At 68.2% G+C, this 19,771-nt stretch carries 15 protein-coding genes and 1 tRNA gene; 4 read left to right on the forward strand and 12 right to left on the reverse strand.

Going from position 1 to position 19,771, the window contains the following annotated elements:
- Window positions 1-284 precede the first annotated feature (284 nt).
- From ACGLYG10_RS16485 to ACGLYG10_RS02625, 8 genes are all read right to left on the reverse strand, one after another.
- Window positions 285-1,823, reverse strand: coding sequence for an OmpA family protein (locus tag ACGLYG10_RS16485; protein ID WP_244542550.1), 1,539 nt, complete (start codon window positions 1,821-1,823; stop codon window positions 285-287).
- Between the two features lie 381 nt (window positions 1,824-2,204).
- A complete protein-coding gene (locus ACGLYG10_RS02590) occupies window positions 2,205-3,731 on the reverse strand; it encodes an OmpA family protein (protein ID WP_244542551.1) in 1,527 nt (508 codons plus the stop codon).
- Between the two features lie 1,007 nt (window positions 3,732-4,738).
- Entirely contained in the window at window positions 4,739-7,180 is a 2,442-nt protein-coding gene (locus ACGLYG10_RS02600; RefSeq protein ID WP_073327581.1) for a serine/threonine-protein kinase, read from the reverse strand.
- 160 nt (window positions 7,181-7,340) lie between these two features.
- The gene (gene rplA, locus ACGLYG10_RS02605; RefSeq protein WP_073327583.1) at window positions 7,341-8,030 is read right to left on the reverse strand and encodes a 50S ribosomal protein L1; all 690 of its coding nucleotides are present in this window, start codon (window positions 8,028-8,030) and stop codon (window positions 7,341-7,343) included.
- Between the two features lie 79 nt (window positions 8,031-8,109).
- A complete protein-coding gene (rplK, locus tag ACGLYG10_RS02610) occupies window positions 8,110-8,541 on the reverse strand; it encodes a 50S ribosomal protein L11 (protein ID WP_073327584.1) in 432 nt (143 codons plus the stop codon).
- A 194-nt stretch (window positions 8,542-8,735) separates the two neighbouring features.
- Window positions 8,736-9,482, reverse strand: coding sequence for a transcription termination/antitermination protein NusG (nusG, locus tag ACGLYG10_RS02615; RefSeq protein ID WP_073327586.1), 747 nt, complete (start codon window positions 9,480-9,482; stop codon window positions 8,736-8,738).
- A 71-nt stretch (window positions 9,483-9,553) separates the two neighbouring features.
- Complete coding sequence (gene secE / locus ACGLYG10_RS02620) at window positions 9,554-9,787, reverse strand: preprotein translocase subunit SecE (RefSeq protein ID WP_083565331.1); 234 nt, start codon at window positions 9,785-9,787, stop codon at window positions 9,554-9,556.
- Between the two features lie 95 nt (window positions 9,788-9,882).
- Window positions 9,883-9,955, reverse strand: a tRNA-Trp gene (locus ACGLYG10_RS02625).
- 174 nt (window positions 9,956-10,129) lie between these two features.
- Between ACGLYG10_RS02625 and ACGLYG10_RS02630 the strand changes: the two genes are divergently transcribed.
- From ACGLYG10_RS02630 to ACGLYG10_RS02640, 3 genes are all read left to right on the forward strand, one after another.
- Window positions 10,130-11,344 carry a pyridoxal phosphate-dependent aminotransferase gene (locus ACGLYG10_RS02630; protein WP_073327589.1) on the forward strand — a complete coding sequence of 405 codons (1,215 nt, stop codon included), beginning with the start codon at window positions 10,130-10,132 and terminating at the stop codon, window positions 11,342-11,344.
- A 612-nt stretch (window positions 11,345-11,956) separates the two neighbouring features.
- Entirely contained in the window at window positions 11,957-12,382 is a 426-nt protein-coding gene (locus tag ACGLYG10_RS02635; RefSeq protein WP_139240723.1) for a hypothetical protein, read from the forward strand.
- Window positions 12,383-12,643: 261 nt separating this feature from the next.
- On the forward strand, window positions 12,644-13,069 hold the full coding sequence (locus tag ACGLYG10_RS02640; RefSeq protein ID WP_073327592.1) for a hypothetical protein: 426 nt from the start codon (window positions 12,644-12,646) through the stop codon (window positions 13,067-13,069).
- A 16-nt stretch (window positions 13,070-13,085) separates the two neighbouring features.
- Here the strand turns inward: ACGLYG10_RS02640 and ACGLYG10_RS02645 are convergent, their stop codons facing one another.
- The 3 genes from ACGLYG10_RS02645 to ACGLYG10_RS02655 all read right to left on the reverse strand — a co-directional run bounded on the left by ACGLYG10_RS02645 (window position 13,086) and on the right by ACGLYG10_RS02655 (window position 17,218).
- A complete protein-coding gene (locus tag ACGLYG10_RS02645) occupies window positions 13,086-14,255 on the reverse strand; it encodes a mandelate racemase/muconate lactonizing enzyme family protein (RefSeq protein WP_073327594.1) in 1,170 nt (389 codons plus the stop codon).
- Between the two features lie 51 nt (window positions 14,256-14,306).
- Window positions 14,307-15,770: an alanine/glycine:cation symporter family protein gene (locus ACGLYG10_RS02650; RefSeq protein ID WP_083565420.1), complete on the reverse strand. Its 1,464-nt coding sequence runs from the start codon at window positions 15,768-15,770 to the stop codon at window positions 14,307-14,309.
- Window positions 15,771-15,970: 200 nt separating this feature from the next.
- A complete protein-coding gene (locus ACGLYG10_RS02655; protein ID WP_073327598.1) occupies window positions 15,971-17,218 on the reverse strand; it encodes an aminoglycoside phosphotransferase/kinase family protein in 1,248 nt (415 codons plus the stop codon).
- A gap of 90 nt (window positions 17,219-17,308) precedes the next feature.
- Between ACGLYG10_RS02655 and ACGLYG10_RS02660 the strand changes: the two genes are divergently transcribed.
- Window positions 17,309-18,328: an adenosine deaminase gene (locus ACGLYG10_RS02660; protein ID WP_073327600.1), complete on the forward strand. Its 1,020-nt coding sequence runs from the start codon at window positions 17,309-17,311 to the stop codon at window positions 18,326-18,328.
- A gap of 72 nt (window positions 18,329-18,400) precedes the next feature.
- On the opposite strand, the gene ACGLYG10_RS02665 is transcribed toward ACGLYG10_RS02660, so the two are convergent.
- Window positions 18,401-19,687 (reverse strand): UDP-N-acetylmuramate dehydrogenase, encoded by a 1,287-nt coding sequence (locus ACGLYG10_RS02665; RefSeq protein ID WP_073327601.1) that lies wholly within the window; start codon window positions 19,685-19,687, stop codon window positions 18,401-18,403.
- Window positions 19,688-19,771: the final 84 nt, after the last annotated feature.

Here is a 19,771-nt window from a genome sequence, read left to right on the forward strand (position 1 = left end):
ATTTCCCGCCGCGCAACCGCTGAACAGCCCGCCCAGCGCAACCGCAGTCGCACCGAGCAGCACGCCGCGGCGGGTCATCCCGCAGGACGTGGAAGCGCGTGAGGCAACAGTACGCGGCGCTACAGATGGCATCACGGATTGGCCGTGGCTGCTCGAAGGTCGACTCAGCATCGGGGGCTCCTTCACTGCGGACGGGAACACACCGACGCTAACCGTCCGATGAAGCCCGCCACCATGGGGAGGACTGCCCCGCTTGCGGCCGCCAAGGGTCTCGCTCCCTGCGTCTACGCCTCCACGACCGGTATATCGGTCAGGCGAACCGCCAGATGCTGACCGAAAGCGTCATCCTCACCGATCATGTCCATGGTCACCGTATCCTCCCCCGTGTCCGGCCATACCACCGGGAGACTACGAACATCATTGGCCACCATTGTTCCCGAGATGTAGCCGGCCAGCACAATGCTATTTTCATCGGAGTTAATGAAGTCGACAACCAAATGCCGGGAGTTGCCCTTCAAAAGCGTGCAGCCTGAAGTCGCATAAGACGACCACATCCTAATGAAGAGCAAATCATCAGGGATCTGCATCAAGAACAATGGAACGCTCACCTCTTGCTCGGAGGAGATCTTGACCGTGCCGATCAGGTAGCCCGCATACCTAGTGACGCTGTCGAGGGAGATACGCGCGGGCACGCCGTCGATCTCGATGTCCACGCCGTCCGGGCCCCGGCCCACGGGGCCGACCGGTTCCGGCATGTCGCCAGACCCTGCAGCCGAGCCAGCACCTGTTGTCGCAGCACTGCCTTCATCGGAGTCGGCGGGGGTCAGCACGATCTCCACCCGCCGGTTCAACTGCCGGTTCTCATCCGAGTCGTTCGCCACTCGCGGCTCCGACTCGCCCTTGCCCGACACGGTCGTTTCCCATCCCGACAGGTCGGTCAGTTCCCCCAACCGATCCGCCACCACCTTGGCCCTCCGCTCCGACAAACCCTGATTATGCTCATCAGTATTCACATCATCCGTATGCCCCGTAACCGCCAGTTCGCCGCCCGAGGGATAGAGTTCTAGCTGCTCCACAACCAATGCCAGCACCCCGTCCGCTGCGTCACTCAGGTCCGCAGAATCCGTCGCGAACAACACGTCCCCAGACACGTTCACCGTCGTTGACGTATCAGCCTTCTCTGTGTCCGACGAACGATCCGCAGCCACCACCAACGAATTCAACTCGAACGGACCAGAATGAATACTTTCATCGATTTGCGCATTCGCGATCGCCGCCGTCACATCAAACCCCGCCACGGGCGCATCCACGACCGGCACGCCCAGAGCCACACCCGTAGTCGGCAATAGCAACTCGATCGAGTCCATATCATCCGGCACAGCACCAAACACCGGGAGCAACTCCGCCGGAGAGTCAGGTTCAATGTATCCGATTCCTTTGGGGGTCCGCCCGACCTCTCGATACACTACATTTTCCCGGAGTGAAATCAACTTGACGGCCGCCAACGTGTTGATGTTCAACCCGTCGCCAAACATCGACGAGCCGAGTAAGAATCGTTCGCCGGAGTCGACGGAAATTTCCATCTTCACCACCGTGTAGCCGCCCTGCACCACCGCCGGGCCCACACGCGTCGTCAGCGCCTCACCCTTCCACACCGACTTCAGCACCACCGGGGCTGAGTTCACAGGCACCGCCGAGGCGCCATCCGTGCCAGCCGGAGAGGCGGACGAAACCGCCCCACCACCGCCCGCCGAACAGGCGGCAAGCACCGCCGCCACCGCCAACGACGCAGAACCAGTCAACACCTCACGCCGACACAGCATCACAAACACCACTCCTACAAACCACAAGCCGAACCCTTCGGCGATCTAGAACCCGCCAACAATAACAAGACAATCACCCACACGCCTTGGGGACCCCAACCCAACAAACCGGGTATACCCGGGCACTGTCTGCCCACGACGCCTCTGACCTCAGTCACACGTTTGCCGCCAGAACATGACAACACCCCTCGGTTATGAGTGAATTGCGCCGCCACCACGCCCCCATACCGGAAGAGCCCATTTTCCAATCTGCGCGGGCCCGAGGTTCCCGAGCCCGCCGCACGAATCCGTACCCCGTTGATCGCAATCCTCTTCTTACCGCGCAGCGAGTGACCGCCGTTAACCGCCCACGCTTCCTTCTGAAGGCGTCTGAACGCAAGCTCACCCTTCGACGACCGGGATATCGGTCAAGCGAACTGCGAGCACGGGCCTATAACCATTTGTGCCACCCGGCATGTCCATCGTCACGGTGTCCTCCCCGGTGTCCGGCCAGACTACCGGGAACGACTTCTCCATACCCGCGACTAGATCATTCGACCAGAAGTTCGTCAGCGGCCGGTTCTCACCTTCACCGTCGGTGAAGTCGGCCAGAAGGTACCGTTGCCCGCCCTTCAGCAAACTGAACCCCGTCGACTGATACGTACCCCACTCGCGCAACGAATACATACTGGTCGGGATGCCCAGATAAACCACAGACACTGTGGCGTCCTGTTCGGCGACAATCTTCACGTTACCGATCAGGTAGTCGCCGACCCTGGTGACACTGTCCAAGGAGATGCGGGCCGGCACCCCATCAACCTCGATATCCACCCCGTCCGGCCCACGACCAACCGGACCACTCGCCTCCGGCATGTCACCCGAGCCGGTAGACGAACCACCAGCCACACCGGTCGCCTCGTCGGGGTCGGCGGGGGTCAGCAGCACCTCCACCCGCCGGTTCAACTGCCGATTCTCATCCGAGTCATTCGGCACCCGCGGCTCAGACTCACCCTTACCCGACACCGACACATCCCAACCAGACAAGTCCGCCAGCCCGCCCAGACGATCCGACACCGACTGCGCCCGCCGCTCCGACAGATCCTGATTGTGCTCATCGGTGTTCACATCATCCGTATGCCCCGTAACCGCCAGCGATCCGCCCGAGGGATAGAGCTCCAACTGCTCCACCACAGCCCCCAGCACCTCATCCGCCTGGTCGCTCAACTCCGCCGAATCCGTCGCGAACAACACGTCACCCGACACATTCACCGTCGTCGACACATCATCACTGGCCGTATCCGACGAACCATCCGCCGCCACAACCACCGAATTCAACCCAAACGGACCAGACTCAACCGCATCATCAAACTCCGCAGCCGCCAACACCCCACCCACATCAAACCCAGCCTCACCGGCATCCACCACCGGCACCCCAAGCGCCACACCCACATTCGGCAAAAACACATCCACCGAACTCAAACCATCCGGCACAGCCCCAAACACCGGAAACACCTCAGCCGGCACACCCGGCTCCACACTCTCATTACCACCATTAGTCGTCACCTCACGAAACGCAACCCCACCCACAAGCGACAACAAATACGCACCCGTCAAAGTCCAAGCGGCGGTATGACGCCCCAACATGCCATACAACCAAAACGAGTCCTGTACGTCACCGGACACCTCAACCCGCACCACCGTGTAACCATCCTGCACCACCGCCGGGCCCACACGCGCCGTCAACGCCTCACCCCTCCACTCAAAATCCAACACCACCGGCCCTGAGTTCACGGGCACCGCCGACGTGCCTCCCGTGCCAGCCGGAGAGGCGGACGAAACCGCCCCACCACCACCCGCCGAACAGGCGGCGAGCACCGCCGCCACCGCCAACGACGCAGAACCAGTCAACACCTCACGCCGACACAGCATCACAAACACCACTCCTACAAACCACAAGCCGAACCCTTCGGCGATCTAGAACCCGTCAACAATAACAAGACGATCACCCACACGCCTTGGGGACCCCAACCCAACAAACCGGGTATACCCGGGCACCAACCCCTAATACGCCCACACAGCCACCAACACCCCTGCCCCATCAACATCACCCGAGACGAATTCGGCAAGCACCGCCTCCGCCATCCCAGTCAGCATCAACGACGTGCCTTCAGGCACGTCCTGGGATACCACAGACGTCGGTACGCCACCCGCTTCCTGCGCGAACGACTCACCGACCGAACAACTCCCCCCGACGGCGTCGACGAGGAGGACTACAACCAGACCCTGTCCGAGCAGCGTGCCCAAGCGGTCAGCGACCGGGTCGGCGAACTCATGGGTCTGTCCAATTTGGACACCACCGTCACCGGCGAGGCTAGGTCGTGTTGTGTAAGTCGTTTGTGCTGGCGGGGCGGTGCTGGCGATGTGGATGGTGGTCTGATAGCGGATGGCGAGTTCGTCGTATCTGGCGGCTACGGGGCCCCAGCTTGAGTGGGCTTGGTGTGCGCCCGTCGAAGGGGGCGAGTGGGTCTTGCACCGCCCCGGTTGGACCGCCCACGCCCCGTTGGACCGCCCACGCCCCGTTGGACCGCTGTAACCGGCGGCTACGGCGGTCCAACCGGGGAACAGGGGTCCAACCGGGGAACAGCGGTCCAACTGACCGGCTCAAAAACCACACACCGCCACCCAACCGCGCACCGCCACCCAAGCACTTACACAACAGGACCTAGACCGCCCCGCGCGGCGAAGGCCTCCGACGACGCAGGCGCCGCCAGCCGCAGAGTCGAGGGGGTGATGACGCCGAAGAACCAGGCAGAGGCCACGGCCCCATCGCGGCGGCTACTCCCTCGCCGGACCATGCCTCCACGGCGGCTTCCGGGCAGATGCCCCGTTCCGTGGGCCCGGTGGCACAGGCCTGGCCGGCGGCGCCCAGTCTCGGCTTACTTGCCCACGACGGCGTGAATGACCAGGTCGTCTCCCTCGGCCACCAGCATGCGCGGGGCCCCGGCGGCCTTGCCGGCGGCATTGTCCGACGGCGGGAGCACACCCACCAGGGTGCCGGCCGCCTGCCAGAGCTGCTCGCCGTCGTCGAGGTCGTAGGCGATCACGTTGTCTCCGGTGGCGTCCGTGCGCGAGGAGGGCTGCCCCATTGTGAATAGCACACCTTCGTCTTTGCCGATGAGTCCCTCCGGGGTGATGACGCAGGCCTCCCCGTCGGTGCGCTCCGGAACGTCATAGCTCGCTCCGTCGGGGCCGGTGACGGTACAGCCGATCGTATTGAGCGTGAGCCCGGCCTCGGCGCTTCGGCCGCGCACGTGCACCGAGCTGTCAGCGGCAGCGCTGCGCAGCAGCTCCACCAGCTGCTCGGCACTCACGGCGTCGGAAAGCACCCAATCCGAACGGGTACCGGCCCCGTCCACGGTGCCGACCTCGGTGCCGGTGGCGTCGTAGACGGTCACCGCCTCGCCATCGACCTTGTAGAAGGCCTGCGTGCCAGCGTCGATGCCGATGCCGCCGGGCAGGGAGGAGTCGAAGTCGGGGGCGTTCTCGGCCGCCTCGGACAGGAGTACCTCCCCGGTTTCCGCGGAGAGCACGAGCAGCCGCTCGGAGCCGGTCTCGTAGGTGACGATGAAGCCCGCACCGATGCGCGCCTCGCGGAAGCCGCCGTCGCGGCGCCACACCTGCTCGCCGTCGGCGTCCATGGCCACGAGCGAGCCGGAGTAGCTGCCGTCGAGCACAATGGCGGCGCTTCCCGTGGTTCCCAGCTGCTTGCGCTCGTCGAACGCGAGGACACCGCCGGCCTCGGTGCCGTCCAGGCCGATCAGCTGCCCGGTGTCGTCCTGGACGCACAGGAAGGTCTCGCCGGTCCAGAAGCCCGCCGAGTCACAGTCGCCGGACCAGACCGGGGCCTGGCCCGCGGCGTCCAGGTCGTACAGCGACCAGTGCTTGTAGCTGGTCTCCGCCGCCAGGGCACCGTGGTCGGGCGCAAGGCGGTACTCATCCACATCGGTGATTCGCTGCAGCTCGATCGTGTCGGCCTGTGCGGGCAGTGCGGCTACGGCGGTGGGACCGGGCGCACCCGCGGTCCGGTGCCGCCAGACGATCACCCCGCCGACGGCGACGGCGAGCACGACGACCGCGCCGATTACACCGAAAAGCGCGCGCCTGGGGCGGCGGCTGCGTGGCACTGGTCGGGACACGGCTCCAACATTCGGGGGCGCCCAGTCGGCCGGCGGGGCGGGCGGCTGCGGGGCGCCGGCGAACCGGGCCTGCGCAGCGGCCTCACCTGCGGCGGGTGCAGCGGATGCGGCGGACACGCCCGCGGCGACCGCCGTCGGCGGCAGCGCCAGCGGGGCGGTGGGAGGAGTCCCGGCCTCGGGCCCGGCCGGGCCCGCCTCAGTCGGAGCCATCGCCGAACCGGGCAGCGCGTCGTCGGCCCACAGGTAGGGCGCGGCCGCAGGAGCGGACGGCGGGGGCACGGTCAGGCGGCGAGCGGGGGCGCAGCCCGCCAGCGCGGGAGCGGCCATTCGCAGTGCGGCGGCGACCTCGCGGGCACTGGGACGGGCGGCCGGCTGCTTGGCGAGCATGCGCTCCAGCACACTCCACAGGGCGTCGGGAACGCCGTCTGGGCGGCCGGGAGCACGGCGGGCGTGCTGCGCGAGCACCTGGGAGGGGGCACCGACGAACGGGGTGATGCCGCAGGCGGCCTCGTACAACAGCACACCGAGGGAGTAGACGTCGGCGGCCGGCGTGGGGGCGGCGGGATCGAGGATCTCGGGGGCCATGTACAACGGGGTGCCAATGGCGCCGGTGGCGTGGGAGGAGGCGACCGTGTCACAGATGCGGGCGACCCCGAAGTCGGCGAGTCGGGGCGTCCAGGCGCCCTGACCGACCACGGTGTCATCACCGTCGGCCGGATCGGCACTCCCGCCCGGTGGGGAGATCAGCACGTTGGCGGGCTTGATGTCGCGGTGGACGATGCCGGCATCGTGAACGACGGCCAGTCCGCTCGCGAGCATGGCCCCGACCCGAGCCACCTCGGCGGGTGACAGCACCCCTTGCTCATTGAGCAGCCCCCGCAGGGTGCCGCCGCCCACATAGTCCATGACGATGGCGAAGCGGCTGCCCTCAATCACCATGTCCTGCACGCCCACGACGTAGGGGGAGGACACCCGCATCAAGGTGGCGCGCTCTCGGATGAAACGCTCGACGACGTCGGCGTCCTCCAGCAGGTCGGCGCGCAGCAACTTGACCGCCAACGGAATGCCGGGGGCGTCGTTGCGGTGGGCGAGCCACACATCCCCTTGCGCGCCCCCGCCGATGCGTGCGTCCAACACATAGGCGCTGCCCAGGCGTTGGGCGGCGGCGTCGATCGGGGGCATGGGTGTCTCCTCGGGGTAGGGGCAGGCCGGGCACGTGGGCGCACTGGCCCGGCCTGCCCGGTGCGGCCATCCTAAGAGGAAAGTCTGATTGTGATGACGGACGGGCCGGTCCCGTCTGGGAACCGGCCCGTCGATTCAGCTGTCTGTCAGCCGAAACGTCTCAGAGCTTGGCGACATCCATGGGGATGCCGGGACCCATCGTCGTGGCCATGGTGGCCTTGAGGATGTAGCGGCCCTTGGATGCGGACGGCTTCAGGCGCTGCACCTCGTCCAGGGCGGCCTGGAAGTTCTCGGCCAGCTGCTCCTCGGTGAAGGAGGACTTGCCGATCACGAAGTTGAGGTTGCCGGCGCGGTCCACCCGGAACTCGATGCGGCCGCCCTTGATGTCGGCGACGGCCTTGGCCACATCCATGGTGACGGTGCCGGTCCGGGGGTTGGGCATGAGGCCACGGGGACCGAGGACGCGGCCGAGGCGACCGACCTTGCCCATCAGGTCGGGGGTGGCGACGGCGGCGTCGAAATCGGTGTAGCCGCCGGCGACCTTCGCGATGAGCTCGTCGCCGCCGACCTCGTCGGCGCCGGCGGCAAGGGCCTGCTCGGCCCGCTCACCCTGCGCGAAGACGACCACGCGGGCGGTCTTGCCGGTACCGTGCGGCAGGGACACGGTGCCACGCACCATCTGGTCGGCCTTGCGGGGGTCAACGCCCAGCCGGAGAACGACATCCACGGTGGAGTCGAACTTCGTGACGGACGTCTCCTTGGCCAGCTTCACAGCCTCCGCCGGCGTGTAGAGGATCCCGGACTGGATCTTCTCCGCGGCGGCGCGGTAAGCCTTACTGCGCTTAGTCATCTGCTTCTCCTTAGCAGTCGTGGTGAACGGGCCGCGCAGGCCCTTCCACGCTTATTGGTTTGGGGAGGTTGGCCTGGAATCAGGCCTCGACGCTGATGCCCATGGAGCGGGCGGTGCCGGCGATGATCTTCGCGGCGGAGTCGACGTCGTTGGCGTTCAGGTCACGCATCTTGGTCTCGGCGATCTCGCGCACCTGGGCCTGGGTCAGTGAGCCGACCTTGTCCGTGTGCGGGGTGGCGGAGCCCTTGGAGACGCCTGCGGCCTTCTTGATCAGTTCCGCGGCCGGCGGGGTCTTGGTCACGAAGGTGAAGGAGCGATCCTCGTAAACCGTGATCTCCACCGGGACGACGTTGCCGCGCTGCGACTCGGTGGCAGCGTTGTAGGCCTTGCAGAACTCCATGATGTTCACGCCGTGCTGACCGAGCGCGGGGCCGATCGGCGGGGCCGGGTTGGCCTGGCCGGCCTGGATCTGGAGCTTGATCAGCCCGGCGACCTTCTTCTTAGGAGCCATGGGTAATTCGATCTTTCTTGTCCGGAATGCTGCACACCTGCCGTGCAGCGGGTTCATGCGTTGGTACGTGGGCACGTACCTCGCACGCGAGCGCCCATCTTAGACCCGCGTGCACGCCCATGACCCCGCCGGTGGGCGGTCTCACAGGCGCTGCGCCCTCGCCCGCGGGTCCTTAGGACCCGCGGGCCGGGCGGTCAGATCTTGGCGACCTGGTTGAAGGCCAGCTCGGCCGGGGTGTCGCGGCCGAACAGGGAGATGAGCACCTGCAGCTTCTGCGTCTCGGGGTGGATCTCCGAGATCGTGGCGGGCAGCGACTCGAAGGGGCCATCGGTGACGATGACGGACTCCCCCACGGAGAAGGCCACCTCGTAGACCTGGCCGTCGGCGGCAACCTGGGTGGCGGCGCCCTCCTCGGGGGCGGCGGTGGCTGCGGCAGCCCGCTTGGAGGCGACCTCCTCGGGGGTGGGGCCGAGCTGGGAGACGGCCTCTTCGAAGGTCAAGGGCACCGGGTCGTAGCGGTCGCCGACGAAGCCGGTGACGGCGGGCGTGTCCTTGATGGTGCGCCACACCTGCTCGGAGGTCTCCGGGTCATCCAGGTCCATGCGCACGAACACGTAGCCGGGGATGCGGACCCGCGAGACCTCCTTCTTCTTGTTGCCGTTCTTGATCTCGATGACCGTCTCCATGGGGGCGACGGCGTCGAAGACGTAGTCCTCCAGCTCGAAGTTCTCCGCGCGCGCCATGATGTCCGCGGCGACGCGGCGCTCATAACCGGAGTAGGTGTGCAGCACGTACCACTCGCCGGGCAGCGAGGACAGCTGCTTGCGGAACTCCTCGACCGGGTCGACGTCGGCCGGCTGCTGCGGCTCGACGGCCGACTCGGCGGCGGGGGCGGCCTCGTCGACGACGGTGGGCTCCTCGGGGATGTTCTCCTCGGACACGGTGTTTCTCTTTCCTCGGACTGAATCTGACGGCGACGGCGACTGGTGGAAACGGGGACGGATCGGGACGGTCAGGCGAAGGCCCACATGACGAGCCGGTCGAAGATCGCGTCGAGCACCCCGGTGAACAGCATGATCGCCAGGATGAATACGACCACCACTGCGAAGTAGGTCCACAGCTCGTTCCGGGTGGGCCAGACCACCTTGCGGAGCTCGTCGATCACCTGCCGGAAGTACAGGGCGATGCGGGAGATCGGGCCGCGCCTCTTCTCCTGCGTGCCCTTGGCGACGCGCGTATCGCTCATGTTCTCTCGTGATCCTCGGGTCGACGGTTCGGTCACGCCCTGGCGGGCGAGAAGACGGAACCGACGGGATCTCCCGACAGATCCGCCGTTCTCAGCAGGGCAGGCGGGACTCGAACCCACAACCGCCGGTTTTGGAGACCGGTGCGCTACCAATTGCGCCACTGCCCTTCAGCGGCAACCCATCTTGCCACACGGACCGCCGATTGCGGAACTTCAGCCGCGTGGGCTGCGCCACGTCCGCGGCTCCGTGCCCGGCCTTGCGGGCGTGAGAGCCTTGCCACCTCGCGCCGCATAGCGGGACAGCGGCACCGCCCTACCGCGGTGTCATGAGAATATCGGCGCGTGAGCACTGCACCTAGAAGCCGAGTCTCAGCCCGTCTGGCCGCCATCGCCCCTTCGGCGACCCTCGCCGTCGACGCCAAGGCCAAGGCCCTGCGCGCAGCCGGCCGGCCGGTCATCGGGTTCGGCGCGGGCGAACCGGACTTCGCCACCCCGGACTACATCGTCGATGCCGCCGTCGCCGCGGCCCAGGACCCGGTCAACCACAAGTACTCCCCCACCAAGGGGCTGCCGGAACTGCGCGAGGTCATCTCCGCCAAGACACTGCGCGACTCCGGCTACCTGGTCTCCCCGGAGGACATCCTGGTCACCAACGGCGGCAAGCAGGCCGTATTCCAGGCGTTCGCCGCACTGCTCGACCCGGGCGACGAGGTACTCATGCCCACCCCGATCTGGACCACCTACCCGGAGGTTGTGGCCCTGGCCGGAGGCAGCACCGTGGAGGTGTTCGCCGGAGCGGACCAGGAGTACAAGGTGACGGTGGAGCAGCTGGAGGCCGCCCGCACCGAGCACACCAAGGTGCTGCTGTTGTGTTCACCGTCGAACCCGACCGGGGCCGTCTACACCCCCGCCGAGCTGACGCACATCGGCCAGTGGGCGCTCGAGCACGGCATCTGGGTCGTCACCGATGAGATTTATGAGCACCTGCTGTACGACGACGCTCAGCCGGCCCACATTGTGGCGCTTGTGCCCGAACTGGCCGACCAGACGGTGGTGCTCAACGGCGTCGCCAAGACCTATGCGATGACCGGCTGGCGCGTGGGCTGGATGATGGGCCCGTCGGACGTGATTCGGGCGGCCACCAACTTCCAGTCGCACCTGTCCAGTAACGTCGCCAACGTCTCCCAGCGGGCGGCCATTGCGGCCGTGGGTGGGGACCTGTCGGCGGTCGCCCACATGCGCACCGCCTTCGACCGGCGACGGCAGCTGATCGTGTCCATGCTCTCCGAGATCGACGGCGTGCAGGTCCCCACACCCAAGGGCGCCTTCTACGCCTACCCGAGCGTGGAGGGACTCATCGGACGTTCGCTGCGCGGGCATGTGATCGACTCCTCGGCCACGCTGGCCGACCTGCTGCTGGAGTATGCCGAGGTGGCCGTAGTGCCCGGGGAGGCCTTCGGTCCGTCCGGCTTCCTGCGCATGTCCTACGCCATGAGCGACGACGCCATCACCGAGGGCGTCACCCGCATGCAGCAGCTGCTGGCCGAGGTCAACTGAGTGCGACACAAACGGCTACTGGCTGCGGCGATCAGCGCGCTGGCGCTCATCGCCGTAGCAGTGGCGTACATGTTCTGGTGGCCTCTCCCGCAGGGCACCCCGGAGCTCGCGCCCGAGGTCGAGGCGCTGCGCAGCCAGGCCACGAGCTACGTAGAGAACCAACCCGGCAGAGGAAATGACTGGTCTCTAGTTCTCGGAACCGCGAATGCCGATGCCGTGTGGGTCCACTTCACCAGGGGCGGTGAAGCAGTTCCAGATACCCGGATAGATGTCGGTTCATCGGCCGAGGTACTCGGTTGCACCATCACCGTCTTGGAGTCACACCCCGAAAGGCCGCGAGGCCGGGGCGCAGGGTCCGCATCCAGTTGGGCACTCATCGCCGTCCAGTGCCCCGACGAGACCGCCACACCGCCTGCATCGGCGCCGACCAGGTGATGACTGCCGGCGGGAACTGACGGTGTTCAGGGGCAGGACTATGACCGCGCTCAATACAGGCCTCGGCCTCCCCGACCACAGGGCGCCCTCATTGGACTCCGCACATTGACACGCCTACCGAAAGAACACCCGATGGCTACGCGAAGAAGCAAACGGCTCGCGATTACACTCGCAGCGTTGATATTGGCATTAGGCGCAGGCGTGTACGTCGTCTTCTGGTGGCCGCTGCCCCAAGGCACCCCGGAGCTCGCGCCCGAGGTCGAGGCGCTGCGCAGCCAAGCTCTGATCTACACGGAGAGCCGTCCCCGGCAGATTGATGACGCGTCGTTGATACTCGCCGCGGCGAACTCAGAGTACGTCTGGGTGAATTTTGCACGCGGCACCGAACGCGTCCCCAGTACGAAGATCCCGGTCGGATCGTCCACAGAGGTACTTGGCTGCACCATCACCGTCTTGGAGTCACACCCCGAAAGGCCGCGAGGCCGGGGCGCAGGGTCCGCATCCAGTTGGGCACTCATCGCCGTCCAGTGCCCCGAGAGCGCTACCCCCACCGCCACCGACCCCACCGCCCAGGACGAGCCGACCGGCGCCCCAACGCCCTGACACACCCGCAGAGCGCTTCCCTCGGCGTCGCACCACCCCGGGTCGATTGCCGTCCTTCAGACACTGAACGTAGGTAAAGTTGGTAACGTGACCGCAACGAGACGTTTCCGCACCAACCGATACCTCGCAGTCGTAATCGCGGTTCTCCTGATAGCGGGTGTCGCCATGTACGCGAACGCCCATTGGCGCCCATTGCCGCAAGGGACGCCCAAACTTTCGCCCGAGGTTGAGGCGCTGCGAGACCAGGCTAGGAGCTACGTTATGCAGCAGCCGGGACGCCACGGCACGGGAGATGCCGTGGAATGGGTGCTCGTCGTCACTTTTGTCAGCGAGAAGAATGTCGGCGTCAATTTCTCTCGCTCCGAGTCGGGCGACCTCGCGGACTCATACGAGAACGAGCCATATACGCTGATTCCGGTCGGCTCCTCTGCCGAGGTACTCGGCTGCACCATCACCGTCCTGGAATCGCATCCCAAACGTCCATCCGGACACGGCGACGGCTCGGCCAACAGTTCGGCGCTTATCGCCGTCCAGTGCTCCGAGGGAGGCGCGCCCACCGCCACCCCCGACCCCACGGCTCAGGATGAGGCTTCCGTGACGGCCACTTCAGCCGAGTCGCCCTCGGGCTCCGACGTCACCGCCACGGCCAACTCGCCTTCGCTACCGGACGACTCCGCCACGCCCTGACTCGCCGACTCCTGCCTCAGGCATGCAGGCCGCGCAGCACGGAGTAGAACTCCGCCTTGCCCTCCAGCCCAATGCCCGGCAGTTCACCCGGAGCCACACGGGAGTCCACCACCTGGGCGTCGTCGGTGAAACCGCCGGTGGGCTGGAACTCGCCCGGGTAGGACTCGTTGCCGCCCAGGTGCAGTCCGGCGGCGATGTGGAGTGAGAACTGGTGCCCGCCGTGCGGGATGCAGCGGCGCGAGGACCAGCCGTGGCGGTCGAGCACGTCCAGGACACGGCGGTACTCGGTCAGCCCGTAGGACAGCGCCGGGTCTACCTGGATGTAGTCGCGGTCCGGACGCATGCCGCCATAACGCAGCAGGTTGCGGGCGTCCTGCATGGAGAACAGGTTCTCGCCGGTGGCGATGGGGCGCCGGTAGTTCTCGGCGACGACGGCGTTCAGGGCGTAGTCGAGCGGGTCGCCGATCTCCTCGTACCAGAACAGGCCCAAGGGCTCCAGCGCGCGGGCGTACTCCAACGCGGTGTCCAGGTCGAAGCGCCCGTTGACGTCGACCGCCAGACGGGAGCCGTCGCCGTCGAGGACGCCGTCGATGACCGCCTCGATGCGGCGCAGGTCCTCATCCAGCGGGGCGCCGCCGATCTTCATCTTGACCACCCGGTATCCGGCGTCCAGGAAGCGATGCATCTCGTCCTGCAAGTCGGTCAGGGTCTTGCCGGGCGCGTAGTAGCCGCCGGCGGCGTAGACGAAGACATCGGCGTCTGGCTTGCCGTCGCCGTAGTGGTCGGAGATCCAGCGGTACAGGGGCACGCCGGCGAGCTTCGCGGCCAGGTCATGCAGGGCCATGTCGGCCACACCCACGGCGACGGAACGCTCCCCGTGGCCGCCGGGCTTCTCATTGCGCAGCATGACCCGCCAGGCGCGTTCGGGGGCGAGTGCGCCGTCGTCGTCGAGCAGCTCGGCCTCGGGGGCGGCCAACAGGCGGGGCAGCAGCCGCTGCTCGAGGATGGCGGAGGCGTTGTAGCGGCCATTGGAGTTGAAGCCGTAGCCGACCACCGGCCGGCCGTCGACGATCACGTCGCTGACCAGGGCCAGGATCGAGCAGTCCATCGAGCTGAAGTCGATGTAGGCGTTGCGGATGGGGGAACTGATCGGGATGGTGCCGACGTGAGCGGAGACGATCTTCATTGAGCTTCCTTTGCATGACGCGGACTCGCGCACCATCGTAGCCGCGGCCGCTCAGGCCTCCACCTCGGCTTCCTCCGGGACGGAGGTGAACTCGTCGCCGGGGCGCCGCAAGTACGGGTCCTGCTCCAGGTATGCCTTGGTCTCGCGGGCGATCAGGCCGGACAGCAGCACCAGACCGATCAGGTTCGGGATGGCCATGAGGCCGTTGGCGATGTCCGCGAAGGTCCACACGTCGTCCAGGCTGGTGACGGTGCCCAGGAAGATCAGGACGGTGAAGAACAGGCGGAAGGGCAGCACCCCGTGAACGCCCACCAGCCGCACGATGCAGCGCTCTCCGTAGTAGGCCCAGCCCAGGATCGTGGAGCAGCCCAGGAAGATGAGCGCCACCGAGACGATGTAGTGGCCCCACTGTCCGGGCAGGCCGGTGGTGAAGGCGGTGGCGGTCATGGTGGCCGGGTCGTCACCCGTCCAGGCGCCGGTGGACAGCACCACCAGACCGGTGCAGGTGACCACCACGAAGGTGTCGATGAAGGTCTGGGTCATGGAGACCAGTCCCTGCCGGACGGGGTGGTTGGTCTTGGCCGCGGCGGCGGCGATCGCGGCGGAGCCCATGCCGGACTCGTTGGAGAAGATGCCGCGGGCCATCCCGAACTTGATTGCCATGAGCATGGTGGAGCCGGCGAAGCCGCCCACGGCGCCATGCCCGGTGAAGGCATCCGCGAGCACCAGCGCCAGGGCGGCGGGGATCGCCGTGATGTTGACGGCGAGGATGTACAGGCAGCCGCCCACGTAGAAGACGATCATCATCGGCACGAAGGCGGCCGTGACGCGCCCAATGGATTCGATCCCGCCCAGCAGCACGCCACCGATCGCCACCGCCATGATGATGCCGACCAGCGCCGGGTCCGCGCCGAAGGAGTGCTCCAGCTGGGCGGCGACCGAGTTGGACTGGGTCATGGAGCCGATGCCGAAGCAGGCCAACAGTGTGGAGATGGCGAAGAACACCGACAGGATTGTGCCCACACGTCCCTTGATCGCGTGCTGCAGGTAGTACTGGGGGCCGCCGGACTTCTGCCCGTTGGCGTCGGTGGTGCGGAAGCGGACGGCGAGGAAGGCCTCGGAGTACTTCGACGCCATGCCGAAGAACGCGGTCACCCACATCCAGAACAGGGCGCCGGGACCGCCCAGGTGGATGGCGGTGGCCACTCCGATGATGTTGCCCACCCCCACGGTGGCCGCCAGCGCCGTCGTCAGCGCCTGGTAGTGGGAGATGTCGCCCTCGGCGGTGTCCGCCTCACCGTCGCTGCGGTCCACGAAGGCGAAGCGCAGCGCCGGGAAGAGCTTGCGCAGCTGGACGGCGCGCAGGCGGATGGTCAGCCAGATGCCGGTGCCCAGCAGCAGCGGAATCAGGAGCCAGGGGCCCCAGAGGAAATCGTCGGCGGCGGTCAGGGCCTCACTGAAGCCGGCCGGTCGGGCCGAGGTCGATGCCGTACCTAGGGCGGTGAGTGCGGAGATTGCGGGAATAGCGGAGGACGTGGGGAACACGGTTTCTGCCTTTCAGCCGGCGGGCACCGGCGCGGCCGCAGGTTACGCACTCCGGCGGTTTCGAGTGTGTAACTGTCCAAAACGTGGCTGCGTTCCCCTTCCGGTCTCGAGGACCGACGACGACGCGCGGCTTGGTTCCCACCCACCGCGTCGAGCTCCGGCCGCCTCGCTCAGTGGGCACCGCGACGCGCCTGTAGCTCACGCGCCTGCGCGAGCCAGGACTCGGCGCGGGCCAGGCGCCCCTCGGCGTCGGCGCGCCACGGTCCGCCGTCCTCCCGGCGTGCCCCGGCCACCAGCGACAACACCACGCCGGCACAGCGGGCGCGCAGCGCCACCGGGTCAACCTGCTGCTCGGACAGGGCCGTCCATGTCTCCAGCACGGGACGCAGGTGCGGATAGGAAGCGGGTGCCAGGTGGTCCAGGACACTGACGTGTCCGAGCAGGCAGGCCAGGTCGTCCACACGCCGCCCGGGTCCGAGAGAGTCGACGTCGAGCAGGCTGGCGACTCGCTCCCCCTCCATGAGCACGTTCGCCTCATAGAAGTCGCCGTGTACGGGCACCACCGGTCCCGGGTCGGAGGCGGCCATCAACTGCTCGACGCCCTCGGCTACGGCGCGGGCGCGGGCCAGGTGCTCGGGCAGGACGGTGGCGGCGGCGTGCGCGTAGTGGCGGGCACGATCGGACCAGGCGGGGTGGGCCGCCAACTGCAGGGCGGCGGCGGGCAGGGAATCCAGCAGACCGGTCAGCCCCTGGAACACGCGGGCCGCCTGGGCCTCGTCCATGCCTCGCGACAGCAGCCCGGACAGTGGCACACCCCGGCCGGTGGACAGCAGTACCAGGCCGTCCGCATCGTCGCGCAGCACGTCCGGCGCGGGAACACCGGCGGCACGCAGCATACGGTGCCGCTCGGCGAAGGCCGCCGTCTGGCTGGGACGCAGCACCTTGGCGTAGGCGGTGGAGGTGTCGGGGTAGGTAACCCGCACGACGGCACGGCGGGTGGGCCGGTAGGCGACCATGGTGGCCTTCACCGGGGACCCCAGCCGCTGGGAGAGCAGGGAGGGGGTGCAGGCGACCGCGAGCGCGGGCAGCTCCGGGTCGGCCGGGTGCCGCCATACGTGCACGATCGGCCCGTCCCCGCCCGTGGGGGCCACACGGGTCAGGCCGGCGGCCTGTGGGTTGGACAGGCGCGCCGTGGTGGCGCACAGGTACTCGGTGGCGCGGCTGCCGTCCGGGCGGGCAACGACGGCGGTGTAGCCGACGGAGACGCCGGCTCCGGGCCGGTGGTGCACCGAGTGGACCTCCCAGCTCATCAGCTGCTGCCCGGCGGGGGCGAGCGCCGCGGCCAGCACGGAGGCGGCGCGCGCGCCGGTGAGCAGGGCAACCTCCTCGGGCTCGTGTCCGGCCATGACGGTGCTCATGAGCACAGTCTGCCTCACGGCGCCGCCGACTGCTGCGTCTGTGAGGCGACGGTTGGCCGACAGGGGCGCCGGGGGTGGCACAATCCCGCCATGCGCGACCTCGCCGCCCTGCCCAAGGCGCACCTGCATCTGCACTTCACGGGCTCCATGCGCCTGGAGACGCTCGTGGAGCTGGCCTCCTCCGCCCACGCCCGGCTGCCTTCGTCATTCCTGGAGGGGGATCCGCTGCACGTGCCCGCCGATCACCGCGGCTGGTTCCGCTTCCAGCGGGCCTACGACACGGCCCGCCACCTGGTGGTCACCGAGGAGATCATGCGCCGCATCGTGCTGGAGGCGGCGCTCGACGACGCCGCCGAGGGGTCGCGGCGCCTGGAGATCCAGGTGGACCCGACCTCCTACGCCCCCTTCGTCGGGGGCATCACCCCCGCCCTGGAGATCATCCTCGACGCCGCCAAGCAGGCCACCATCCTGTCCGGCGTCGAGGTGGCCGTGATCGTGGCCGCCTCCCGCATACGTCACCCGCTGGAGGCGCGCACACTGGCACGCCTGGCCGCGCACTACGCGGGGGACGAGCCGGGCACCGTCGTCGGCTTCGGGCTGTCCAACGACGAGCGGGCGGGTGAGACCACCTCCTGGGGGCCGGCCTTCGCGATCGCGCGCCGCGCCGGCTTGGCCTCACTCCCCCACGGCGGGGAGCTGTTGGGCCCCGAGCACGTGCGCAACGTCGTCTCCGCGCTGGGGCCGACCCGGCTGGGGCACGGCATCCGCACCAGTGAGGACCCGGACCTGCTGGACGCCGTGGCGGCGGCGGGCATCAGCCTGGAGGTGTGCCCGGCGTCGAATGTGTGCCTGGGCGTGTACCGGGAGCCGGGCGACGTGCCGCTTCCGGCGCTCCTGGAGCACGGCGCTCAGGTGGCGTTGGGCGCGGACGACCCGCTGTTGTTCCAATCCCGCCTGGTGGACCAGTACCAGATCGCCCGGGACCAGGGGCTCGACGACGCCGCACTGGCGGAGTTGGCGCGCGGTTCCATCCGGGCCTCGCTGGCGTCGCCGTCGTCCAAGCGGGAGTGGCTGGCGCAGGTGGACGCCTGGTTGGCGGCGGACGACTGACCCCCGGGCCGCCTGCCCGTGCCGGCGGGCCGGGCAGTGCGCAGGCGGTCGGGGCCCGGGAGCCGCCCGGGTCTAGAAGCCTACGTGCACCGGCTCGGGCACTAGCGTGACGCCGAAGCGCTCACGCACCCCGGTGACGACGGCGTCGCGCAGCCCGGCCAGGTCGGCGGCGCGGGCATGGCCCCGGTTGGTCAGGGCCAGCACGTGCTTGGTGGACAGGCTGGCGGTCGGCTCGGCTCCGGCCGCCGGCAGGGCGAAGCCCTTGCCGAAGCCGGCGTGGTCGATCAGCCAGGCGGCGGAGGTCTTCACCAGTCCCTCGACGACGGGCGCCTGCCGGGTGCCCGCCACCGCCCGGGAGTGGTCGGTGACCGGGAAGCGGGGGGCGTCGTCGGGGAGGGCATCGGCCTGAGCGCGGGTGAGGATCGGGTTGGTGAAGAAGGAGCCGGCGGACCAGGTGTCATGGTCGGCGTCGTCCAGGACCATGCCCTTGGAGCGGCGCAGTTCCAGCACGGCGTCGCGCACCGCCCGGGCATCCACGCGGTCGCCCACCTCGGCCCCCAAGGTGCGCGCCAGCTGGGCGTAGGCGATGGGGGCGGACAGGGAGGCGGTGCGCACGGAGAAGGTCACCGACAGCACCACCCAGCGCCCGGTGGGCCCCCAGGTGCGGCCGCCGCCGATGGTGGCGTCGGTCAGGGAGCGCTTGAGGTCAGAGTCGCGGTAGCTCAGGCGCAGGCGGGCCAGCGGCAGGTGGGCGGGGCGGCCGGCGGCCCGATCCCAGGCGCGCACGGATGCGAGCAGTTCGGCTACCTCCGCGCCGTAGGCGCCGATGTTCTGCACCGGGGCGGCGCCGACGGTCCCGGGGATCCCGGACAGGGGCGCGAAGCCTCCCCACTGGTTGGCGATGGCCTCGCGCACCAGGTCGTCCCAGGTGGTGCCGGCGGTGGCGGTGAACTCCACGCCTCCGCAGCGGTCATCCGCGGACAGGCTGACCTCCTGGCGGGCGTCGCGCACTACCACGCCGGCGAATCCCGCATCGGCGGCCAGGATGTTGGAACCGCCGCCGATCACCAGCAGGGGGGTTCCGGCGGCGTCGGCCTGGCGGACCGCGTCGATCAGTTCAGCCTCGGTGCGGGCCTCGACGTAGCTGTCGACCGGGCCACCCACCCGCAGGGTGGTCAGCTCGGCCAGGCACGGGGTCGAACCGGCGGCGGATCCCAGTGGGCGGGCGAGGGCGGGGACGGGTGCGGGCCAGTCGGCGGGGTCGGAATGCATGGACATGGGCGTGGTGCACGCCTCGGTGCCGGACAACGGATCGGGCGCGCTCAGGCCGAAGCGGCCGGCGTCTGGGGGTAGTGACATGGAGGCTCCGCTCGGGTCGTGTTTGCAGGAGCAGGATGAGCAGCCGGCTTTACGGCCTATAACAACTGCGCCCGGGGAACAGGC

Source organism: Actinomyces glycerinitolerans (assembly GCF_900098745.1).
Classification (GTDB): Bacteria; Actinomycetota; Actinomycetes; order Actinomycetales; family Actinomycetaceae; genus Actinomyces; species Actinomyces glycerinitolerans.